The organism is Roseinatronobacter bogoriensis DSM 18756 (assembly GCF_004366635.1).
GTDB classification, from domain to species: domain Bacteria; phylum Pseudomonadota; class Alphaproteobacteria; order Rhodobacterales; family Rhodobacteraceae; genus Roseinatronobacter; species Roseinatronobacter bogoriensis.
Window position 1 is genome coordinate 201,348 of the sequence record NZ_SORN01000004.1, and the last position, 18,055, is coordinate 219,402.

The 18,055-nt window shown below is 59.0% G+C and carries 21 protein-coding genes and 1 pseudogene; 11 read left to right on the forward strand and 11 right to left on the reverse strand.

Annotation, left to right across the window (positions count from 1 at the left end; all coding sequences use genetic code 11):
• Positions 1 to 66 precede the first annotated feature (66 nt).
• Complete coding sequence (locus EV660_RS11145) at positions 67 to 417, forward strand: DUF6614 family protein (RefSeq protein ID WP_071480528.1); 351 nt, start codon at positions 67 to 69, stop codon at positions 415 to 417.
• Between the two features lie 13 nt (positions 418 to 430).
• On the opposite strand, the gene EV660_RS11150 is transcribed toward EV660_RS11145, so the two are convergent.
• The 7 genes and pseudogenes from EV660_RS11150 to EV660_RS11180 form a co-directional block, all read right to left on the reverse strand.
• Positions 431 to 655: a ribbon-helix-helix domain-containing protein gene (locus tag EV660_RS11150; RefSeq protein WP_071480529.1), complete on the reverse strand. Its 225-nt coding sequence runs from the start codon at positions 653 to 655 to the stop codon at positions 431 to 433.
• 65 nt (positions 656 to 720) lie between these two features.
• Positions 721 to 933 (reverse strand): annotated as a pseudogene (locus EV660_RS19095) (DUF4169 family protein); the annotation flags it as partial.
• Positions 934 to 1,038: 105 nt separating this feature from the next.
• Complete coding sequence (locus tag EV660_RS11160) at positions 1,039 to 2,220, reverse strand: M24 family metallopeptidase (RefSeq protein ID WP_071480531.1); 1,182 nt, start codon at positions 2,218 to 2,220, stop codon at positions 1,039 to 1,041.
• Positions 2,221 to 2,283: 63 nt separating this feature from the next.
• On the reverse strand, positions 2,284 to 3,660 hold the full coding sequence (locus EV660_RS11165; RefSeq protein WP_071482058.1) for an aminotransferase class III-fold pyridoxal phosphate-dependent enzyme: 1,377 nt from the start codon (positions 3,658 to 3,660) through the stop codon (positions 2,284 to 2,286).
• Between the two features lie 162 nt (positions 3,661 to 3,822).
• On the reverse strand, positions 3,823 to 4,077 hold the full coding sequence (locus tag EV660_RS11170; RefSeq protein ID WP_071480532.1) for a hypothetical protein: 255 nt from the start codon (positions 4,075 to 4,077) through the stop codon (positions 3,823 to 3,825).
• Positions 4,078 to 4,478: 401 nt separating this feature from the next.
• Positions 4,479 to 6,206 (reverse strand): methionine--tRNA ligase, encoded by a 1,728-nt coding sequence (metG, locus tag EV660_RS11175; RefSeq protein WP_071480533.1) that lies wholly within the window; start codon positions 6,204 to 6,206, stop codon positions 4,479 to 4,481.
• A gap of 65 nt (positions 6,207 to 6,271) precedes the next feature.
• The gene (locus tag EV660_RS11180) at positions 6,272 to 7,624 is read right to left on the reverse strand and encodes a FliI/YscN family ATPase (RefSeq protein ID WP_071480534.1); all 1,353 of its coding nucleotides are present in this window, start codon (positions 7,622 to 7,624) and stop codon (positions 6,272 to 6,274) included.
• Between the two features lie 84 nt (positions 7,625 to 7,708).
• Between EV660_RS11180 and EV660_RS11185 the strand changes: the two genes are divergently transcribed.
• The 10 genes from EV660_RS11185 to EV660_RS11230 all read left to right on the forward strand — a co-directional run bounded on the left by EV660_RS11185 (position 7,709) and on the right by EV660_RS11230 (position 13,771).
• A complete protein-coding gene (locus EV660_RS11185; protein ID WP_246028977.1) occupies positions 7,709 to 8,104 on the forward strand; it encodes a FlgB family protein in 396 nt (131 codons plus the stop codon).
• A 12-nt stretch (positions 8,105 to 8,116) separates the two neighbouring features.
• A complete protein-coding gene (gene flgC / locus EV660_RS11190) occupies positions 8,117 to 8,509 on the forward strand; it encodes a flagellar basal body rod protein FlgC (RefSeq protein WP_071480535.1) in 393 nt (130 codons plus the stop codon).
• Positions 8,510 to 8,531: 22 nt separating this feature from the next.
• On the forward strand, positions 8,532 to 8,828 hold the full coding sequence (gene fliE, locus EV660_RS11195) for a flagellar hook-basal body complex protein FliE (RefSeq protein WP_071482060.1): 297 nt from the start codon (positions 8,532 to 8,534) through the stop codon (positions 8,826 to 8,828).
• 3 nt (positions 8,829 to 8,831) lie between these two features.
• Positions 8,832 to 9,098, forward strand: a complete 267-nt coding sequence (locus EV660_RS11200; protein ID WP_071480536.1) for a flagellar biosynthetic protein FliQ — start codon at positions 8,832 to 8,834, stop codon at positions 9,096 to 9,098.
• 2 nt (positions 9,099 to 9,100) lie between these two features.
• A complete protein-coding gene (locus EV660_RS11205) occupies positions 9,101 to 9,817 on the forward strand; it encodes a flagellar hook-basal body complex protein (RefSeq protein WP_071480537.1) in 717 nt (238 codons plus the stop codon).
• A 19-nt stretch (positions 9,818 to 9,836) separates the two neighbouring features.
• Positions 9,837 to 10,622 carry a flagellar basal-body rod protein FlgG gene (flgG, locus tag EV660_RS11210; protein ID WP_071480538.1) on the forward strand — a complete coding sequence of 262 codons (786 nt, stop codon included), beginning with the start codon at positions 9,837 to 9,839 and terminating at the stop codon, positions 10,620 to 10,622.
• A complete protein-coding gene (gene flgA, locus EV660_RS11215) occupies positions 10,622 to 11,065 on the forward strand; it encodes a flagellar basal body P-ring formation chaperone FlgA (protein WP_071480539.1) in 444 nt (147 codons plus the stop codon). Before flgG ends, flgA begins: the two co-directional genes overlap by 1 nt.
• Before the next feature lie 106 nt (positions 11,066 to 11,171).
• The gene (gene flgH / locus EV660_RS11220; protein ID WP_071482061.1) at positions 11,172 to 11,900 is read left to right on the forward strand and encodes a flagellar basal body L-ring protein FlgH; all 729 of its coding nucleotides are present in this window, start codon (positions 11,172 to 11,174) and stop codon (positions 11,898 to 11,900) included.
• 38 nt (positions 11,901 to 11,938) lie between these two features.
• Positions 11,939 to 12,415 carry a flagellar basal body-associated FliL family protein gene (locus EV660_RS11225; RefSeq protein WP_084634851.1) on the forward strand — a complete coding sequence of 159 codons (477 nt, stop codon included), beginning with the start codon at positions 11,939 to 11,941 and terminating at the stop codon, positions 12,413 to 12,415.
• Positions 12,416 to 12,508: 93 nt separating this feature from the next.
• Positions 12,509 to 13,771, forward strand: a complete 1,263-nt coding sequence (locus EV660_RS11230; RefSeq protein ID WP_071480541.1) for an aminopeptidase — start codon at positions 12,509 to 12,511, stop codon at positions 13,769 to 13,771.
• On the opposite strand, the gene EV660_RS11235 is transcribed toward EV660_RS11230, so the two are convergent.
• The 4 genes from EV660_RS11235 to flhA are packed head-to-tail and all read right to left on the reverse strand — an operon-like array spanning position 13,768 to position 18,054.
• A complete protein-coding gene (locus EV660_RS11235; RefSeq protein ID WP_071480542.1) occupies positions 13,768 to 14,103 on the reverse strand; it encodes a hypothetical protein in 336 nt (111 codons plus the stop codon). The genes EV660_RS11230 and EV660_RS11235 overlap by 4 nt on opposite strands.
• Positions 14,100 to 15,188 carry an EscU/YscU/HrcU family type III secretion system export apparatus switch protein gene (locus EV660_RS11240; protein WP_071480543.1) on the reverse strand — a complete coding sequence of 363 codons (1,089 nt, stop codon included), beginning with the start codon at positions 15,186 to 15,188 and terminating at the stop codon, positions 14,100 to 14,102. The genes EV660_RS11235 and EV660_RS11240 overlap by 4 nt, the downstream gene beginning before the upstream one ends.
• Positions 15,185 to 15,976, reverse strand: coding sequence for a flagellar biosynthetic protein FliR (locus EV660_RS11245; RefSeq protein ID WP_084634852.1), 792 nt, complete (start codon positions 15,974 to 15,976; stop codon positions 15,185 to 15,187). The genes EV660_RS11240 and EV660_RS11245 overlap by 4 nt, the downstream gene beginning before the upstream one ends.
• Positions 15,973 to 18,054: a flagellar biosynthesis protein FlhA gene (flhA, locus tag EV660_RS11250; RefSeq protein WP_071480544.1), complete on the reverse strand. Its 2,082-nt coding sequence runs from the start codon at positions 18,052 to 18,054 to the stop codon at positions 15,973 to 15,975. The genes EV660_RS11245 and flhA overlap by 4 nt, the downstream gene beginning before the upstream one ends.
• Position 18,055: the final 1 nt, after the last annotated feature.

Genomic DNA, 18,055 nt, shown 5'->3' on the forward strand with positions numbered 1-18,055 from the left:
TGACTTGCGTAAAGCTTTTGGCAGGGTTTCGCTGCCAAGTTCAACGCTCTCAAATCCGAGGGTGTCATGACAACTTACCACTGTATGATCGATCTTAAACCCAACGCAAATGCGCTTGCATTCGCGCATGCCGTGAATCATTGGTTTGCTGCGCTGAAGGATGCTGGCAAGATTTCTGGTTGGCATCTGCAACGCCGCAAGCTGCATCTGGCAGGGCCCGGCTTCGGGGATTTCCTGCTAAGCATTGATGTGTTGGATCTGGCCCAACTTGATCTGGCCTTTGCACATCTTGGCGCGCGGGATGACAGCGCAACCCGCGCCTATGACCAGATGCATGGCATGATCGACAGGTTTGAGGTGGGCCTGTATCGCAGTTTCCCAGATCCGGTGCAGGCGGAGTGCCTTGCCTTGATCTGATCAGGCGCAACGCTCAACGCGTCCCCCGGTCCAGTGCGTCTTGCAGCACAAATACCCGGATCGCAGAGGCCAGACCAATATCACCGCGCGCAGCGTCAATCTCGCTTGCAAGCTGGTTCAGAGGTTGGCCGCGCGCTTCGGCAATGCGCCGAAATTCGCGCCAGAATTCATCCTCCAGCGAGACAGAGGTTCGATGACCGCGCAAAGTCAGCGAATGCTTGACCGGGCGCGCAATCATGGTTCGCGCCGGTGCGCATCCAGATGTGTTTCCAGCCTTGCGACCGTATCGGCATCGCGGCTGCGTTCGGCCTTGCTGCGCCCATGACGCGCGGCATTGGCATCGGCTTCGCGCCTTTTGTCCTGACGCGCGATTTGTTTCTTCACCGTCCTCAGATTGGTGATCTTGCTCATGGCCCGGCTCCGGTACAGATTTGCGGTCGCATATAGGCGCGCCCAATCACAGGCAAGCGCAGACCAAAGCAGAAAACAAGCGCCTCGTGTGACATCCATGTTCATTTTCTTGCTAAAATACTCAATACACGCTTGGACCAGTACGGACAGGTCAGTTTTTCTAGGGCTCTGCGTCGCCAATAACCATACTGCGCCCGGCTGCCCAGTTATCTATTTCACAAAAATCTCGCGCGGTGTCGTGCAAAGTGGCTCTGGTCCTTGCTCGGTGATCAGCACCGGCTCGGTAATCTCCAGCCCGCCATCCTCCAGCCAGAGGGCAGGCATGAAATGGATCACCATGCCCGGTTTCAATTCGGTCATGTCGCCGCGCCGCAAGGACAAGGTCCGCTCGCCCCAGTCTGGCGGATAGCTTAACCCGATCGAATAGCCGCAGCGGTTGTCCTTCTCGAATCCGCGCTTGTTCAGCGCGGCGTTGAACGCGTTGGCCACGTCCTCTGCCCTTGCGCCGGGGAAGCATTGTGCGAGCCCTGCCTCGGTTGCCTCAAGCACTGCTTCTTCGGCATGACGATACAGGTCAGGAACAGCGCCAAAGAACAGGGTCCGCGATTGCGGGCAATGGTAGCGACGGTGCACACCTGCAATCTCGAAAAAAGTCGCCTCGCCCGCGCGCATGGGGCGGTCATCCCATGTCAGATGCGCGGCTGTTGCATCCAGCCCGGAGGGGGCCATTGGCACGATTGCCGGGTAGTCGCCCCATTGTCCGTCCGCGCCTTCAATCCCGGCCTTGGCAATCTCGGCGACAAGCATGTTTTTTGCCATGCCCGGTTCGGCCACTTCAAGGATGACATTATGCATCCGCTCGACGATTCGCGCGGCGCGCCGCATATACAACAACTCGGATTCCGACTTGACCAGACGCTGCCAGTTCACCATGCCGGTCGCATCTTCAAACCGGGCTTCGTGCAGATGGTTGACAAGGGTCTGGTGGGCTGCGGCGGAATAATAGTAGTTATCCATCTCGACGCCGATCCAGCCCGTATTCCAACCCCGGTCGATGATCAGCGCTGCCAGCGCTTCCATCGTGTGTTTCTGCGGGTTCTGAACATAGGTGTCATCATAGGACACGATGCTTTCCGCCCGGCGCATGAAGACGGTACGCTTCGCGCCCGCCTCGTCAATACCGCGCCCCCACCAAACCGGTTCACCCTCCAATGGAAGCAATACCGCCTGATGCACATAGAACGACCATCCATCATAGCCGGAAATCCAGTTCATGTTGGACGGGTCAGAGATGATCAGCAGATCAATGCCGCGCTTTTCCATTTCGGCGCGGGTGCGTGTGATGCGCCCTTCATATTCGGCATCGGTAAAATTCGGGTTGGTGGTGGTCATGGCGCGGGGTCCGGCAAAAAGAGCATAGAAAAAAGGCCCCGCCGTTTTGGCGGGGCCGGTGCATTACATTGCGCCTGTCACGGCATCCAGCGCGTCGCGCGTGACTTCGACAACCTTGTCGGCTTCGGCTGGTGTCATGCATAGCGGCGGTGCAAAGCCGATGATCTCGCCCTGTGGCATTGCGCGCGCAATCACGCCGCGTTTGACCATCTCGCCCACCACCTGCGCCGTGACCTTTTCGGCCGCGTCGAAATCAACACCCGCGCCGGGGTCGCGCTGCAATTCGACAGCGGCCAGCATCCCGTCGCCACGCACGTCGCCCACGAAACGGTGATCTTTCAGCGCGGCCGCCATGGCATTGCGGAAATAGGCGCCTGTGTCGCGCGCATTCTGCACCAGTCCCAATTCATCGACCAGCTTCAGGTTTGCCACCCCTGCCGCAGCCCCGATGGGGTGGGCGGAATAGGTCCAGCCATGACCGAAGGGGCCGAATTTATCGGTGCCCTCTTCCAGCACCTTGTACAGATCATCACTGACGATGGAGCCGGAGAGAGGGGCATAGGCCGAGGTCAGACCCTTGGCAATGGTAATGATATCGGGTTTGATCCCGTAATGGGTGGAACCCATCATCGTTCCCATCCGGCCAAAGCCGGTAACAACCTCATCCGTGATCAGCAGAATATCATGCTTTTTCAGAATTGGCTGAATCGCGTCCCAGTAGCCTGCGGGTGGTGGAACGATACCGCCAGTGCCCAGCAGGGGTTCCGCGATAAAAGCGCCGATCGTGTCCGCACCCTCGCGCTCGATCAGCTCTTCCAGCTTGGCGGCGCAATGCGCCGTGAATGCATCTTCTGACATGGCAGGGTCAGGGCGGCGGAAATAATACGGCGCTTCAGTATGGACTACCTCGGCCATCGGCAGGCCGAATTTGTTGTGAAATGGCACCAATCCCGTCATCGAGCCGGTAATCAGCCCCGACCCGTGATAACCACGCCAGCGTGAGATAATCTTACGCTTTTCGGGGCGGCCCAGCACGTTCTGGATATACCAGACAAGTTTGACATTTGTTTCATTCGCATCTGATCCGCCCAGCCCGAAATAGACCTTGTTCATATGCGCAGGCGCGCGTTCGGCCACCATATGCGCGAGCGTAATCGATGCCTCGGTGCCGTGACCTACATAGGAATGATAGTAGGCCAGTTCATGCGCCTGTTTGGCGATTGCCTCGGCAATCTCGGTGCGGCCATAGCCGACATTGACGCAATACAGACCGGCGAAGGCATCAAGCAGCTTTGTGCCGTCCCGGTCCTCAATATAACAGCCCTTCGCTGTGGTTACGATGCGCGTTGCGCTTTCGCCGCGCCCATGCTGGCCGAAATGTGTAGAGGGGTGCAGGAAATTCTCGCGATCCCATTGGTTTAGCTGGTCATTGGTCAGCATGACACATCCTTTCTGGCAGCCCTTGGCAGGTGCCTTTTTCATAAAACTGTCGGGGGTGCGGCTGCACGATTCGGGCAGCCGTCTTGGCGCCACCCTGCCGGAGGCGCGGGGGCAATGTCAAATACAGCTTCCGCTGCATCACAGCATAGCTCGGGATGTTTGTCAGGGATGGTGCTTGCGGGCCTTCAAGCGGTAGCTGCCTTCGGGCAGATCAAGTGCTGCTGCCAGTTCGCGTAGCTGCGACAGCGACAGGGTTATGACCACATCATCCTCGCGCCTTGGATCGAACTGGCGCAGTGTCACGCAATCCTCGAATGCGGTGATGATGACATCATCGCGCAGTGCCTCGGGGCTGGCTGCGCCTTCATCCACAAGGGTGATGATTGTCGCGTCGAAATCATGCTCGATGGTAAACATAGGGCCAGCCTAAAGCAGGCCTGCATAGATGCAAGGAGAAAACCTGATCTGGCAGAAGTCGTGCCGCGCTGGACTTTTTGCAGATGGCGGAGGTATTGCCTCGCACAGGTTGTCTGCGGCTGCTTTCGGGACAAAGGGGACATAACGAGGCCGGGTGCACAGCCGCGCAGCGCAGGGCCGCGGTGCGGCGATCCAAGGTTTACTCTGTAGCGCTTTATACTGGCCAAGTCCCTGAAAGATCAGATCTGTGCGCTGGTCCCAGCCAAATCGCCGTGCCGAGGGGGCGGCCCGGCGATGCGCGGCGGCGCTTTGCGCCTTGATTCCGCGCCGGTCAAAGACTGCAACGCCCTCAATCCAGCCACTAACCCCTCATTGCGCCCGATTGTGTCAGCGCCAGACCACTAGGTCTGGCCTGAGAACTGCGCTTCCCATTCGGCGCGTTGGTCATCGGTGATCTTGGCAAACAGAACCTCTGGCACCGTGAACGCATGGCCAGCGGGCAACATGTTCAGCGCGCTTGCCACATCGTCCGGCCAGGACCAGTCATCGCAGTTGATCGCTTCCATGACGCGCGCAGCGGCATCAGGGATGAAAGGTTGAGAAATGACTGCATAAAACCGGATCAGGTTCAGCGACAACCGGATTTGCGCGGCTGCGCTCTCGGGGTCGGTTTTGAATGTTGACCAAGGCGCGGCCTCTTGCAGATATTCATTGCCCAGCACCCAGAGCGCGCGCAAATCCTGTGCCGAACGGCGCACCATCATTGCGTCCATGACCTTTTGGTAGCTGTCCAGACCTTTTGCAAGATCGTCCACAAGCTGCGCCTCTCGCGCGCCCAGTGCGCCCCCTTCCGGCACCACTTCGCCGAATTTGGAGCGGCAGAATTTTGTCACCCGGCTGACAAGATTGCCCAGCACATCCGCCAGATCCTTGTTTACCGAGGCTTGAAAATTCTCCCATGTGAACTCGCTGTCGTTGTTTTCGGGGGCATGTGACAGCAGCCACCAGCGCCAGTAATCGGCAGGTAGGATCGACAGCGCCTGATCCATGAACACGCCCCGTCCCAAAGATGTGCTGAACTGGCCGCCATCGTAATTAAGGTAGTTGAAGGATTTGATGTAATCCACCAGCTTCCAGGGTTCGGATTTGTCGAAATTCGCCCCCATCAGCGTCGCAGGGAAGCTGAGTGTGTGGAACGGCACATTGTCCTTGCCCATGAACTGCACATAGCGCACGTCATCTGCGCCCATATCTTCGCGCCACCAGCGCTGCCAGGCGCTGTCATCCAGCCCCTGTGCATCGGCCCATTCTGCGGTGGCGGCGATGTATTCGATAGGCGCGTCGAACCAGACATAGAACACCTTGCCGTCCATGCCCTGCCAGGGCGCACCGTCAAATTGCACCGGCACGCCCCAGTCCAGATCGCGCGTGATGCCGCGGTCTTGCAGGCCGTCCCCATCATGCAACCATTTCTTGGCAATCGAGGTGGTCAACACAGGCCAGCCCTGCTGGCTGTCAATCCACTGATCCAGTGTGTCGCGCAGCTTTGACTGGCGCAGGAACAGGTGTTTGGTGTCGCGCACTTCCAGATCGGTTGACCCAGAGATGGCAGAGCGCGGATTGATCAGGTCGATCGGGTCAAGTTGTTTGGTGCAGTTCTCGCACTGGTCCCCACGCGCGCGTTCATATCCGCAATTGGGGCAGGTGCCCTCGATATATCGGTCAGGCAGGAAGCGGCCATCTGCATTGGAATAAACCTGTTTCTCCGCGACCTCCTCGATCAGCCCGGCAGCGGCCAGTCTGGCGGCCAGATGCTGGGTCAACGTATGGTTACGCGCGCTGGATGATCGGCCGTAATGGTCAAAAGACAGCTTGAACCCATTCGCCAACTCTGTCTGCACCGAATGCATCTCGGCGCAGTATTGCGCGACGGGCTTTCCCGCCTTTGCCGCCGCCAGTTCTGCAGGGGTTCCATGCTCGTCTGTCGCGCAGATGAACATCACCTCATGGCCCCGTGCGCGGCAATAGCGCGCATATAGGTCTGCTGGCAACTGACTGCCGACAAGATTGCCCAGATGCTTGATTCCATTGATATAGGGCAGGGCAGAGGTGATCAGGATACGCGCCATTTTATTCCCCGGATTGCAGATTTGCACCCGTTTAGTCCAATTCGCTACCCATGTGAAACACGTTTTCAGCCTTTGCGCGCTGCTTTGGTGCCGGGCGGTTGCGGTGTCGGCGGCTCAAGGCACTTTGCCAGCCGGGCAAATGACTGTTTGATCCCGCCGGGGGCCGCCTCGCCTATGAAGGAATCCAGCAGCGGCCAGACCTGAACTGCGCGATCCACACGCGGATCGGTTCCCTTTTCATAAAGCCCGGCCTGGATCATCATCTCGGCGCGGTCATAGGCCCCAAGCAGGCGCCTTGCCTCGCTGATGCGCGCGTTTTCTTCAGGGCGCGCACAATGCGGCAGCGACCGACTGACCGAGCGCAGCACATCAATAGCCGGAAAGCGCCCGCGTTCGGCAATCGCACGGTCCATAACCACATGCCCGTCCAGAACCCCGCGCAGGATATCGGCAACCGGTTCTTCCATGTCCGAACCCGCCACCAGAACCGTCATGATAGCCGTGATTGCGCCCACCCCGTCATGCCCCGGCCCGGCACGTTCTGCCAGCGCCGTGATCTGATGTGCGACCGAAGGCGGGTAGCCGCGCAAGCTTGCGTCCTCTCCTGCGGCAAGTGCGACTTCCCGGTGCGCTTCTGCCATGCGGGTAATACTGTCGGTCAGCAGAAGGACATGCTTGCCCTGATCGCGGAAATGCTCTGCAACGCTCATAGCAGCAGGCGCGCAGCGCCGCCGCGTCAGGGGTGGCTGGTCCGAAGTGGCTGTAATCACCACTGCGCGCTTCAAGCCGTCTTCGCCCAGCACATCCTCCAGAAACTCGCGCAATTCGCGCCCGCGTTCGCCCACCAGCGCGATGACCACGACATCGGCCTGCATCTGGCGGGCAAGATTGCCCAGCAGCATGGTTTTGCCAACGCCCGAGCCCGCAAACAGCCCAAGGCGCTGCCCTTCCACAACCGGCAGGATCGTGTCGAATACACACATGCCTGTCTCCAGCCGAGAACCCAAACGGCCGCGCCGTGCTGGCTCTGGTGGCTGCGCGCTCAGATCGCGCGTGACGGCCCCGTTCAAAAGTGGGCGGCCGTCCAGCGGGGTCCCGAACGGGTCGATAACGCGACCGATCCAACTGTCATCGGGGGAAATGCCGCGCGCTGGGCGATATTCCGCGCGGTCGCCGATGGCCAGCCCGTCGCGTGGTCCATTGGGTAAGGCCAGCGCTTCGTCTTGCGTCAAGCGCAGGATTTCGGCGCCAATGCGTGCACCGCAGCGGGTATCAATGTCCAGCCAGTCCCCAATGCGCGCCGCATCTGTCAATCCGCGCACGGCGACAAGTTGTCCGTCAATTCGGGTGATCCGCCCAGATACTCTTATCGGGCGCAGATGGGCGATTTGCGCGCGCATATCATCAAAAAGATTCATCCGATTCCCTCTGCTCAGACACTCAGTTGCACTGTGGTTACCGATCCTTAAGCGAATCGGTCTTAAAGACTGGTGTATAGCTTGATGGGAGAAACCCTGATGTTCGACATACCAGATGTGATGCGCACGGCGCAGGGCATGGCGCGCCATGCAGCCGCCCGACAAGTGGTGATTGCCGAGAATATCGCACATGCCAATACACCGGGCTATCGCGCCCGTGATCTTGCTGATTTCTCTGCCACCTATGCCGGGGCTGGCAAGATGCTGGCGACCAGACCCGGACATTTGGACGCTGGGTCGCAGCATCAGGCGGCCCTCGTCACAGTTGATAGTGATGCGCCCGCCCGTTCGCCCAATGGTAACACCGTGTCGCTGGAGCGCGAAATGATGCGCGCCGCGCAAAACCGCCAAAGCCATGATCTGGCCCTTGCTGTCTATAGTTCCGCGCGCGGTGTTTTGCGCGCGGCGCTTGAACGATAAGGGGGCGCGCAGATGTCTGACCTGTTCAGCAGTTTCTCAATCGCCGCTTCGGGCATGGAATCGCAGGCGCGTCGCCTGCGCCATGTTTCGGAAAACATCTCGAATGCCGACACGCCGGGGTATCGGCGAAAAACAGTGAATTTTCATGCAGAAACCGACCGCGCAACTGGCGTGTCGCGGGTGCAGGTGGGGCCGGTGCAACTGGACCCACGTGAATTGCCCCGGATTTATGATCCCGGCCACGCCCTGGCGGATGAGAACGGGTTCTACAATGGCTCCACCGTCGATCTGATGATCGAGGTCGCCGACGCACGCGAAGCAGGCCGCAGCTATGAAGCGAATTTGCGCGTCTTTGACCAGACAAGACAGATGGCGCAAGGGCTTCTCGATCTTCTCCGCCGCTGAGTGACACGCAAGGATCATGACAATGACCATACACCCGACAATCGCATCGAACGCCTATAATCACGCACGGATGGCAGCCGCCCCCGCGCCAACGCAGCCCCCAGTGCGAAGTGAGGCCAGCTTTGGTGCTTCGCTGGGCAGTTTTGTCGACAGCCTGCATCAGGCAGAAATGACGGCCACCAACTCGATGGTATCTGGCGCAGACCCACATGCACTGGTCGAGGCGCTGGCAGCCACTGAAATTGCTGTCGAAACAGCCGTGGCCGTGCGCAACAAGGTGGTCGAGGCTTATCTCGAAATCCTCAGGATGCCGGTGTAAGTCATGGATGAAACCCAGCTTTTTGACACGCTTCGCATGGGGCTCTGGGTCGCAACCCTGATTTCTGTGCCAATCCTGAGCGCCGCGCTTGTCTCCGGACTCGTGGTCGGTCTGTTTCAGGCATTAACCTCGATTCAGGAAATGACCCTGACATTCGTGCCCAAGCTGGCCGCCATCGTTGTCGTCTATTGGGTCTCGATGAGTTTCATGACTTCGACATTGGTCGATTTCTTTCAGGCCGAGATCGTGCCGCGGATAGCGGGGTTCTGAACATGGATAATGCCGCCTATATCACATTGACGCGCATGTCGGGCCTGCGGCGCGAGATGCAGGTTGTGGCGAACAATATCGCCAATGCAACGACAGCGGGCTACCGCCGAGAAGGGATGATTTTCTCGGAATATGTTGTGCGTGCTGACCGCGACGAACCTTCGCTTTCGATGGCGCTGGGCAATGCGCGCCACAGCTTCCAGATGCAGGGTGCGCTGTCGCAGACGAATGGGGCATTTGATTTCGCCATCGAGGGGGAGGGGTTTTTCCAACTCGAGACCGCGCAAGGCCCACGGCTGACACGGGCAGGCATCTTCACCCCGAACGAGGCGGGAGAGCTGGTCAATATGGACGGCCATCGGTTGCTCGATGCGGGTGGGGCAGCGATATTCGTTCCCCCCGATGCAAAATCAATCGAGATGGCGCGCGACGGAACCCTGTCAGCAGATGGGCTGCCTTTTGGCCAGGTGGGGCTTGTCCGACCCGTTGATCCGGTCACGATGAGCCGGGCAGCCGGCACCATGTTCGAGGTTGACGGCCCGATAGAGCCGGTCGAGGCGCCGGTTTTGTTGCAAGGCTTTATCGAGGAATCGAATGTCGATCCGGTCTTGGAACTGACCCGCATGATCGAGGTGCAGCGTGCCTATGAGCGCGGCCAGAGCCTGCTCGAACGCGAAGACGAGCGCATCAAATCCGTAATCCAGACGCTTGGCCGCTGATTTTTCAGGAGAGACAAATATGAAATCACTTCAGATCGCCGCGACCGGGATGAGCGCGCAGCAAATGCGGGTGGACACGATTGCCAACAACCTCGCGAATATGAACACCACGGGTTATAACGCGCGGCGCGCGGATTTTGCGGATCTGCATTATCAGCAATTCGCCCGCGCGGGTTCAATCGCGGCCTCTGATGGAACTGTCTTGCCAACAGGTGTGCAAGTCGGGCTGGGGGTGCGCCCGGCCTCGGTCAGCATGCAGATCCAGCAAGGCGCGTCTCTACAGACAGGCGGTGATCTCGATATTGCAATCGAAGGCAGGGGCTATCTGGAAGTGACCTTGCCTGACGGTCAGGCCGGATACACCCGTGACGGCGGTTTGAAACGAACCGGTGAGGGTTTGATCGTGACCGCGGACGGGTTCGAAGTTGTGCCCGGAATTGTCATCCCGAATGATACGCGTGCCATTTCGATCAACGCGCAAGGTGAGATCTATGGCTATTTCGCAGGCCAGGTCCAGCCTCAGATGTTAGGCCAACTCAGCCTCGCCAGCTTTGCAAATGAAAAGGGGCTGGAGGCGATAGGCTCGAACCTTTTTCTTGAGACAGCGGCCTCGGGTGCTGCGGTTGTTGGTGTGCCGGGAACCGACGGGCTGGGCACATTGCGCCAAGGCTATCTTGAAGAAAGCTCTGTCGATCCGGTGCGCGAAATGACCGAATTGATCAAGGCGCAGCGCGGATACGAGCTGAACTCCAAGGTCATCTCGGCAGCAGACCAGATGATGGCCGCAACCACACAGGTGCGCTGATGAAATGGGTCATGCTTATTGTCTTGCTCTGGTCCCCTGCTTTGCAGGCCGAAACACTTGTTGCGACCCGCCTGATCCGGGCGACCGAAGTGATCGGCTCTGGTGACGTGATGCTGCATGAGGCGCATGTGCCGGGCGCTGCAACACGGGCAGAGCAGGTTGTCGGGCTGGAAGCGCGCGTTGCGATCTATCCCGGAAGGCCGGTCCGATTGTCTGACCTTGGTCCGGCAGCGGTCGTCGAACGGAATGAAACCGTGCGCATGGTTTACCGGCAAGGCACGCTGACGATTCTGTCAGAGGGCCGCGCGCTGGAACGTGCGGGACTCGGGGATTCGCTGAATGTGATGAACCTTGCCTCTCGGCAGACCGTGCAAGGCATTGTCAATTCAACGGGTCTGGTCGAGGTTTTCGGGTCTTCTGACCCGTTTGGCCGGGGACAATAGACTGGTCATGATCACCGCGCTGGCACCCTCAACCGAAACACGCGCAAAGCGGCGGCTTTATTTTCGGCACCCCTTTGCTTCCCATCATCTGAAAAGGAATTCCGCCATGACGCGACTGTTCGCGCTGCCGCTTGCCGTGATGGCTCTTGTGGCCTGTCAGCCATTGGGTGAAGTGGGCCGGGCGCCAGCCTTCAGCCCGCCAGAGACAACGACAGAACATGCGGCATTATATCGGATGCCATTGCCTGACAGGGTTGAAAGCCAGCGTAGTACCGATCAGGCGTCGCTGTGGTCCGCCGGGCAACGGTCACTTCTGGGCGACCGGCGTGCCAGCCGTCAGGGCGATATTCTGACGGTCGTCATCGAGATTAACGACAGCGCCGAGATTTCCAACAACACCACAAACGGGCGCAGTGGCTCCAGCAATATGGCGGTTCCCCAGTTCTTTGGCATACCGCAGCTGGTTGATCGCCACTTGCCCGGTGGGCTGGCCGTGGGGGCGGGGATTGAAACCAACAGCAACAGCACCTTCACTGGCTCAGGCTCGGTTCGGCGCAATGAAAAGCTGACCCTTCGCGTTGCCTCTACTGTTGTCGAGCGTTTGCCCAATGGCGTGATGCGCATTGAGGGGCAGCAGGAAGTCCGGGTGAACCATGAATTGCGCCAGTTGCTGGTGACGGGGTTTGTGCGTGCGGAAGACATCTCGCGGCAAAATGAAATCACCTATGACAAAATCGCGGGCGCGCGTATTTCCTATGGGGGGCGTGGCATCATCTCGAATGTCCAGCAGCCCAGATATGGTGCACAGATCGCCGATATCATCGCCCCGTTCTGACAAGTTGCTTTCAAGATGTCCTTTAGGAGGCACCGCTGATGGGTAAGCTCATTCCTGTAATTCTGATCTTGCTGGGTATCGGTGCCGGGCTTGGGGCCGGGTTGGCGCTGCGCCCGGTTCCAGAGCTTGACCTGCAAGCCGAAGATGACCTTGCCCCCCCGCCATACCCGTCGCTGCCGGAGGGAAGCGAGATCGGTGTTTTCGAGATTCCCAATCACTTCATGGTTCCGCTCATCATCGAAGAGCGGATATCGAGTGTATTGCTGGTCTCGCTGGCGCTTGAAATCGATGATGCACAACGCGAGCTTGTTCAAACCAGCCTGCCGCGATTGCGCGATGCCTTGCTGCAGGTTCTGTTTGATCATGCGAATTCCGGCGGCTTTTCAGGATCGTTTACAACAAATACCTCGCTGGGGACCCTTCGAACCGCCTTGCTGGAGGCAGGCCAGAGGACGGTCGGTCGTGACGTTGTGCTGAAAGTGCTGATCACAGATATCATGCGAAGCGGGGCCTGACACTTTGGATGGGGGGCTTGACCTTGCGTGCAAGCTGTCCCAGCGTGGGGAAAAGTAAAGGAGAGACGTTTCCCGATGCCTCAGGACACAACTATGCTGCAAAGCGGACGCCATGATCATGCGGTTCTTGATCCGGGTTTGCTGGATGGTCTGGCAGAACTTGCGGTGCGTGTGGGCCTGAACCTGCAACCAGAGCAGGATCTTGTCATGACCACCCCGGTATCCGCCTTGCCCTTGGCCCGTGCCATTGCGCGTGCGGCCTATCGCGCGGGTGGCGGGCTGGTCACACCTGTCATTACAGACCGGGACATGGTTCTGGCGCGGTTTGAACATGGCGCGGAAGCGGGCTTTGATCGTGCGGCAGGCTGGCTCTATGAGGGGATGGCCAAGGCCTTTGAAGGTGGCGCTGCGCGGCTGGCGCTTGTTGGCGAAGACCCCCTGTTGCTGAGTGAACAGAACCCGGTGCATGTCGGGCGCGCAAACCGCGCGAATGCGCGCGCCTATAGTCCAGCCTTGGTGGCAATAGCGGGGTTTCACATCAACTGGTCAATCATCTCCTGCCCGACAGAGGATTGGGCCGGACGTATTTTTCCGGATCTGCCTGCATCAGAAGCTTTGTCGCGCCTTGCTGAAGCGATCAGCGTGACCGCACGCCTTGACCAGCCTGACCCTGTCGCTGCATGGAAGGCGCATAACGCCGAACTGGCAAGGCGCTGCAAGATGCTGAATGCAGCCCGCTTTGATGCGCTGCACTTTCAGGCCCCGGGAACGGATCTGACAGTTGGTCTGGCTGATGGGCATGCATGGCTTGGCGGGGCGACAGAGGCGCAGAATGGGGTGGTTTGCAACCCCAATATACCCACTGAGGAAGTGTTCACGACACCGCACGCCGCGCGGACAGAAGGCTATGTGCGCGCGACCAAGCCGCTTTCGCATCAAGGCAGTTTGCTGGAAGAGATCGAGATGCGGTTTGAATACGGGCGCGCCGTTTCGGCCCGCGCAGCACGCGGAGAGGATGTCTTGCGCGAAATGCTGGGAACGGATGACGGTGCCGCCCGATTGGGCGAGGTGGCCCTTGTGCCGCATTCGTCGCCCGTGTCACAAACCGGATTGCTGTATTTCAACACCTTGTTTGACGAAAACGCTGCGTCCCACATCGCTATGGGGCAGTGCTACGCATCCTGTTTTGAGAACGGAGCGTCACTAAGCAAGGCCGAAATATCAGAGCGCGGCGGTAATGAGAGCCTGATCCATGTGGACTGGATGATCGGATCTGATGTGATGAATGTGGACGGGATCCGCGAAGGGGCCGAGCCTGTGGCGCTGATGCGCAAGGGCGAATGGGTCCGCGATTAAGGCTTTGATGTGCCGCGCTTGATCAGACGCGCGACAGCTTCGGCACGGCCGAAACTGCGCGCGGATTTTCTTTGCTGTTCCATCATGGCCGCACGTTGCCGTGCGAGGACCTGGTTTAACTGCATCCGTTGTGTTGCGGCCCATCGCAAATGCGCTTGCTGAATTGCGATCATCGCTGCATCTGAGCTTGCCTGGACATCGGTCGGGAGTTTCGCCAGTTTGTCACGGGTTTGGTCCGCTGCGCCGGCAAGTCGGTTCAGTTTTGCCAACTCGTGATCCCGCACCATACCGGCCAGCCTCTCTAACTTTTGCAGCCGCGTTTTTTCACTCATCCCCAGTCCTTTTTATTTGATTTCACGCGCATGGCCTCGGCGAAGCGGATAGCGGCCGCCACCGCGCCGTAATGCTCGGCATGGATCTCCTGATCCACGTCTACTGTTGCGTGCAGCGCGCGTGCTGTGGGCGGGTCGGAATGAATGGGAATGCCCGCTTCTTCGGCACGCTCGCGGATACGTGCCGCAATTTCATCAACACCCTTGGCAACGCATACTGGCGCGCCCAGATCGGTAGGGGACCATTTCAGCGCGACGGCATAATGCGTGGGGTTCACGATAACCACACTGGCCTCGGGGACTGCATCAAGCATACGGTTGCTGGCAATTGCGCGCCCGCGCCGCGCGCGCTCGCCCTTGGCGTGCGGGTCGCCTTCGGATTGTTTGTGTTCGTCACGCATGTCTTTGTGCGACATTCGGTTGCGGCGCAGATGCTCGGCGCGCTGCCAGAAGAAGTCGATCGCGCCGACGGATAGCTTGACCACAAAGACAAGCGTCAGGAAGCGGATCACCAGCGACAGCAATTCCGAGCTGGCTAAGGCAGGTGTCAGATGCATACTTGTCAGGATCAAGGGCAGATTGTGCATCAAAAACTGCCACAAGACGACCGATATCACCGTCAGTTTGATGGTGCTTTTCGCAAATTCGAACAATCCGTTGCGTCCGAACTTGTTCTTGGCATTCGAGATCGGATTTATGCGCGACAGCTTCGGCTTCAGTTTTTCTGGTGCGAAAATGACAGCGCGTTGCGCGAACAGCCCCGCCCAGACCAGCAGAAACGGAATAAGCAAAAGTGGCAAGACCGCGCTGGCGACATGGCCGATCAGGGCGCCAATCACAGGGGTGGCGTTATCGCGGATCAGGGCGGAATGTCGTTCGGCCTGACCCAGCAGCACAACCCCGGTATTCCCCAGCCGTGTGATCGCATACTGTCCCATTGCCAGCGCGCCAATAAGCAGCCCCAGAAAGGCGGCTGCCGTGTTCAGGTCGGTTGAGCGGGGAACCTCGCCCTTTTCGCGCTGTTGCTTCAGCTTCTGTTCGGTCGGCTCGAATTCCTTCTCGCCGCTTTGATCGTCTTCGCTCATTGGGGCATTCCTGCGGGGTCAAAGAGGAATGCGGAAAATGCCTCGTGCCAGATGGGAAGCATGAGCGGTGCTGTCAGCAACAGAACAGCCAGCCCCGCCCATGTGATTGCCGGTGCGCCGACCAGCGCGACCATAAGCTGTGGCATTGCCTTGTTTATGGCGCCAAGCGCCACATAGTAGACAAGCGACAGGATGACGAAGGGCATGGCAAGTGTGAAGGCAAGCGTGAACGCGCGTGCAATATGCGCAACACCCCATTCCGCAAGGCTGGCGGCATCGGGGAAGCGGGCTGGCGGGAAAAAGCTGTAGGACAGGATAATCAATTCTGCCAATGCGGTATGAAGCCCCAGAGTAACTGCCAGTGCCAGCCCTGCCATGACCAGAATCTGCGACATGGCAGGTTGCGGATCTACGCCTGCGCCGCCAAAAAACTGTGAAAGCGATGTAGCTTGCGCCGCGATCGAGCCCGCTGTCTGCAATACGATCGTGAACAACCGCAATCCGATGCCCAAGGCTAGCCCCGCAAGTGCCTCTGCGGCGATGAGTGTAAAAAGGGGGGCCGGATCAGCAGTTGCCTTGGGCATGATCGGCGCAAGAGCGGGGGCTGTAATGGCGGTGAAGGCCAGCGTTACCCCAAGGCGGATGCGGACGGGTATGACCTGCTCTCCAAAAGCGGGCACCAAAGCCATCATGGCGCCAACGCGGATGAAGACCCCAAGGCTGCCCGCCGCGGTGTCGGCGAGCTCCGCGCTCAGGGCTTCGAGAATCTGGAACAGTTCACCACTCATGCGGGGATGGTTCCCACCAGAGCGGGCCGCGCATCGAGGCCGATTTCCTCGTAGGACAGCACAGATGCCGAAAGGCCCTTGGCCGAAAGCGCCGTGCGCAAGAACCGGCGACGGCGTGCCGACGTGACAAGGGCCGGGCTGATGCCGCTTTGCCCAAGATCACCAAGTTTGCGCGCGACCTGTTCAGTCAGGCGCGTGAAGTCTTCGGGCGGCAGTGCCACATCGCCCGCGCCATACTCCCCGGAAATCTGGTAGGTCGAGAAAATCTCTTCCCAATCTGGTGCAAGCTGGATGAGAGGCAACGTTCCGTCTGCGCGTTTCAGCGGGGCAACCAACTGAAAGCCCAGGCGCTGGCGGACATGTTCGCAAACGGCCTCGGACCCTTGCAACAGGCTGCGTACTTCGGACATCGCCTCTAGGATCAAAGGCAGGTTGCGGATGGATACGCGCTCATCCAGAAGCAGCCTGAGAACGCCCAGCAGCAGGTCGACCGGCACCTTGTCGGGGATCATGTCGTTGAGCAGACGTTTGTTCGCATCGGCGCGTGCGGCGTCGGACACGCTGGTAAATTCGTCCAGAATACGGTGCAGGCTTTTGAAGGTGAGCAGCCGCGCAAAATTGGATTTCAGGACTTCAAGAAGATGCGTTGCCAGGACTTCTACCGGGCTGACAACCGTCGTGCCAGACAGCGTGGCGTTTTCTTGCTGCGCCGGATCAATCCAGCGGGCAGGGGCCTGATAGACCGGCTCTTTCACGGCTTCACCGGTAATCTGGAATGTGGCGTCATCCTGCACCAAAGCCAGCATCTTGTTTGGACGCAGCAGATCGCGTGCCTGTTCGACCCCGTGAATCAGAATGGCATATGTGCCTTCTGGCAGGCTGGGGTCATCGGTCAGGCGGATTTCTGGCAAAATCAGCCCGAATTCGCGCGCGACATGGTTGCGGATATTCGATATCCGCCCATCGAGGCCCAAGGCCGGGTCCAGCACCATTGGAACAAGGTCTGGCGCGAATTGCACATGGATTTCATCGAGGTCGAGAATATCGCCAAGGCCCCGTTTCGGCGGCTCTGGCAGTGTTTCGGGTGGCGTGGCCGCCGCTATTTCTGCCTCGTTAATCCTATTTTGTGCTAGCCATGCCAACCCGATCAGAACGCCGGCCCCGATGACGAAGGGAATAAAAGGCAGGCCAGGAATGAAGGCGAACATGGCCATCAGAAAGCCGACAGTGGCGATCGCAGAAGGGTAGCGGCCAAGTTGTTCGAAAAGCTGGGTGTCGGTCGCGCCATTCGCCCCGCCGCGCGCAAGCAAGAGCGCCGCGGCGATGGAAATGATGACCGCAGGGATCTGGCTGACTAGCCCATCCCCGACTGTCAGGATCGCGTATGTCTCAAAGGCGGCACCAATGCTCATGCCATGCATCATGGTGCCATTGATCAGCCCCATGACAATATTGAGCAATGTGATCAGCAGGCCCGCGATTGCATCGCCTTTCACAAATTTCGACGCACCATCAAGTGAGCCGTAGAAATTCGTCTCGGCCTGTTCTGTCTCGCGTCTGCGTCTGGCCTCTGTATGGTCGATGGCGCCGGCTGACATATCGCTGTCGATGGCAAGCTGTTTGCCGGGCATCCCGTCCAGCGCAAAGCGCGCGCCGACTTCGGCCATACGTCCCGCGCCTTTGGTGATCACAATGAAATTGACGATCAGCAATACCAGAAAAATGACCACGCCCAGAAAGACAGAGCCACTCATCACAAAACTGGCAAAGCCCTGAATAACGCCACCTGCCGCATGTGTGCCGGTATGCCCTTCGCCAATGATCAGTTTGGTCGAGGAAACATTCAGCGACAGCCGCAACATGAGCGAGGCAAGAAGCACTGTCGGGAAAATGGAGAAATCCAGCGGGCGCTGGATGAAAAGGGTGACTGTGAACATCAAAATCGCAAGCGCGAAAGATGTGGCCAGTCCAAGGTCCAGAACCCATGCGGGAATGGGCAGAATCATCATTGCGATGACCGCCATCAAGGCAAGGGCCAGCAGGATTGTGGGCTTGAAAATCGCTTCGGTGCTAAACATG